The sequence below is a fragment of the Pseudomonas sp. Sample_10 genome, from assembly GCF_004321495.1.
Classification (GTDB): Bacteria; Pseudomonadota; Gammaproteobacteria; order Pseudomonadales; family Pseudomonadaceae; genus Aquipseudomonas.
In genome coordinates this window covers 1-2,934 of record NZ_RCOE01000270.1, presented here as the reverse complement: position 1 = coordinate 2,934, position 2,934 = coordinate 1, and the positions used below count along the sequence as shown (strand labels likewise).

Genomic DNA, 2,934 nt, shown 5'->3' with positions numbered 1-2,934 from the left:
GTCGACTACGCCACCGACCGCATGGGTGGCCAGCTGACCATCAAGGCGCCAAACGCCAAAGTACCGATGGTCAATGCCGACAGCCCGATCAACGAGCGTATCAATTACTACCTGCAAACCGAGATCAACCCGGGGCTGGCCAGCCACGGCGGCCAGGTCAGCCTGATCGATGTGGTCGAGGACGGCATCGCCGTTCTGCAGTTTGGCGGCGGTTGCCAGGGCTGCGGCCAGGCAGACGTGACCCTGAAGGAAGGTATCGAGCGCACCTTGCTCGAGCGCATCCCGGAGCTCAAGGGCGTCCGTGACGTGACCGACCACACGCAGAAAGAAAACGCCTACTACTAAGGTGTTCGCTGCGACATGAAAAACACTGTGGCGAGGGAGCTTGCTCCCGCTCGACTGCGAAGCAGTCGCCTGTCAGCCGATGCATTTCCCGTGATGAGTGCAATGGCTGATGGAGGGACCGCTTAGCGGTCCAGCGGGAGCAAGCTCCCTCGCCACAAGTGTTTCAGGGCCTGTACAAATGCGCATGCCCGGCGCGATACAGCGACGACTCGCTGAACTGGTCACTGCCCAGCACGCGCCCCACCAGAATCAACGCCGTACGACGAAACCCTTTGGCGGCAACCTTTTCGGCAATGTCCTCAAGCGTTCCGAGCACCCAATCCTGATCCGGCCAGGTCGCCCGATGAACCACCGCAATCGGGCAATCTGCGCCGTAATGCGGCACAAGCTCTTCGACAATCTTCGTCAGGTGATTAACCCCCAAATGAATTGCCATGGTCGCCCCGTGCTGCGCCAGGCTGGAGAACTCTTCGCCCGCCGGCATCGCGGTTTTGTCGGCATAGCGGGTCAGGATCACGCTCTGTGACACGTCCGGCAACGTCAGTTCCGCCCCAAGCAGCGCGGCACAGGCGGCGGTCGCGGTGACGCCGGGGATGATCTCGAAAGGAATGCCGAGTTCGCGCAAGTGGCGAATCTGCTCGCCGATGGCACCATACAGACTCGGATCGCCCGAGTGCACCCGCGCCACATCCTGGTTGTTGGCGTGGGCGCGCTTGATCAGCTCGATGATCTGTTCCAGATGCAGTTCGGCGCTGTTGACCAGCGTCTCGGCGTGATGGCCTTCAAGAACAGCAGCGGGTACCAATGAGCCGGCATAAATGATCACCGGACAGCTGCGAATCAGGCGCTGGCCTTTGACGGTAATCAGTTCCGGGTCGCCGGGACCTGCGCCAATGAAATAGACGGTCATCGTCGGTTCCTGTGGAAAAAAGGGGCTGGGCAAGGCTTCAAATGAAGATTGCTCATGATCGATTGCGCGGATTATCGGGGATTTTACGCAGCGCAGGCCAATGCCAGAGTGGCCTGGGCATATTTTTGTCGCCGGATCAGCAGTTTTGCCGGTGCATGGCCCAGTTGTTCGGCCAAGGCCAGGGCGGCACTTTCCGCCACGCCGTAGCAACCGGTGCGCTCGAAGGCGATCTGTGAATGGTGACTGAGGTGTGGCTGATAACCAGCCAGTTGTTCGCTACTGAAAAACATCAACGGCAATGCCAGTTGCGTGGCCAATTCGATCAGAGCCGGTTCGTCGCGCTTCAAGTCGATGCTGGCCAGGGCCTTGATGTCATGAAGCTCGATCCGGTGTGCTTGCAGCGCCTGATCGAGCAGTGCGCGCAACGTGCTCACCGGGCAGCCCCGTTGGCAGCCCAGGCCGACCACCAGGGTCGGCACTGTGCTGACTTCAGTCATGCGCGGTATTGGCCATCGTTTTTGCGGCGGAACAACCAGGCGCTGATCAGGCCCAGGGCCAGCCAGAACGCCACGTTGGTCAGCTGCGAAGCGATTTTGAAACGGGTCTCCAGTGCTTCGGGTGCCAGCATCGAATGCACTTCCGGTTGCGGCGCGCCGATCACGTGGGGAACCGCAAGGATCGCCGCGCCGAGGACTTTCATCAGCCAGTGACGGCTGAACACGATCAGGGCGATACCCACCGCGGTGGAGGCCGCGGTGCCAATCCACCAGAACTGCCGTTGCGCCAGATCGGCGGCAGCGGTGCCCGGCAATTCAGGCGGCAGGCCCAGGGTTGGCGCCAGCACGAAGGTTGCGTAGCCCGCCAGGCCCCAGAGCAGGCCCTGGGAGGTTTTGGTCGGTGCGCGCAAGGTGTAGAGCCCGGCGAGCATCAGGGCGAAGCCGACGGCTACCACCAGATTGCCGCCAGTGGTCGAAAGCACACGCTGCCAACCGTCTTGCGGTTCCCAGGCTTCGCCATCGTGGGTGTGCGCGGCAACGGCGCCTTCGGAGTGGGTGTGTTCGTGGGCTTCAACAGCGGCGGGTTCGGATTTCTCGTAGGTCTCGGCCTGCAGGATCAGCGGTGAGACCCAGAAGCTTTGCAGCAGAGTGAGCAGCAGGGCGGCGAGCAGCCCGCTGAAACCTGCGGTTTGCGCAATACGCTTGATCATGTCTGAAGGTCTCAATGGCACGGGAACGCGGCGCTGTGACGGGTATCGTGCGCGGCGTTGTGCACGGCTTCGATGTGCGAGAAACCGGCGAAGTACACCAGGCATGCGCCGAGAATCGACGCGCAGACAGCGGCGGTCAGACGTTGAGTCAGGGTAGTGGTGGCGCTTGCAGTGTTGCTATGAGCGGTGCTGCTGGTGATCGACATGGCGTTTCCCTCTGGTCTGTCAGCGGGGAATCAGAAGCGCATGCAGAAAGCCCGCACGAACGGGCGCGCAGAGCTTCGAACAGCGCCCGCCCACCGCGGGTTTGTCATTCAGTGATGGTGTATTCACCTTGTGTTGCGGGCCGGTCTCCGGGCTCACGAGGGGCGCAGGCCTGAGCCTGTTCCTGCAAGCATCACCTTCCCATGCCTCATCGGCACAGTGGATCTGACGCTTCGCTCGCTTACCGTTGCGGGGGCAGCACCGGACT

General features: G+C 61.9%; 5 protein-coding genes and 1 riboswitch. Of the genes, 1 reads left to right on the top strand and 4 read right to left on the bottom strand.

Translation table 11 applies throughout. The features are described 5' to 3' along the window. The coding region (locus tag D8U18_RS25540) for a NifU family protein (protein WP_177435065.1) at positions 1-345 on the top strand (345 nt) is incomplete at its 5' end. A gap of 163 nt (positions 346-508) precedes the next feature. Here the strand turns inward: D8U18_RS25540 and cobM are convergent. From cobM to D8U18_RS25520, 4 genes are all read right to left on the bottom strand, one after another. Then, complete coding sequence (cobM, locus tag D8U18_RS25535; RefSeq protein ID WP_131108876.1) at positions 509-1,255, bottom strand: precorrin-4 C(11)-methyltransferase; 747 nt, start codon at positions 1,253-1,255, stop codon at positions 509-511. Positions 1,256-1,338: 83 nt separating this feature from the next. Then, positions 1,339-1,752: a cobalamin biosynthesis protein gene (locus D8U18_RS25530; protein ID WP_056852817.1), complete on the bottom strand. Its 414-nt coding sequence runs from the start codon at positions 1,750-1,752 to the stop codon at positions 1,339-1,341. Next, entirely contained in the window at positions 1,749-2,462 is a 714-nt protein-coding gene (locus tag D8U18_RS25525) for a CbtA family protein (protein ID WP_130903433.1), read from the bottom strand. The genes D8U18_RS25530 and D8U18_RS25525 overlap by 4 nt, the downstream gene beginning before the upstream one ends. Before the next feature lie 11 nt (positions 2,463-2,473). Continuing rightward, positions 2,474-2,668, bottom strand: a complete 195-nt coding sequence (locus D8U18_RS25520) for a CbtB-domain containing protein (protein ID WP_130903432.1) — start codon at positions 2,666-2,668, stop codon at positions 2,474-2,476. Between the two features lie 120 nt (positions 2,669-2,788). Further along, positions 2,789-2,934: riboswitch (cobalamin riboswitch) on the bottom strand. This riboswitch is flagged as partial in the annotation.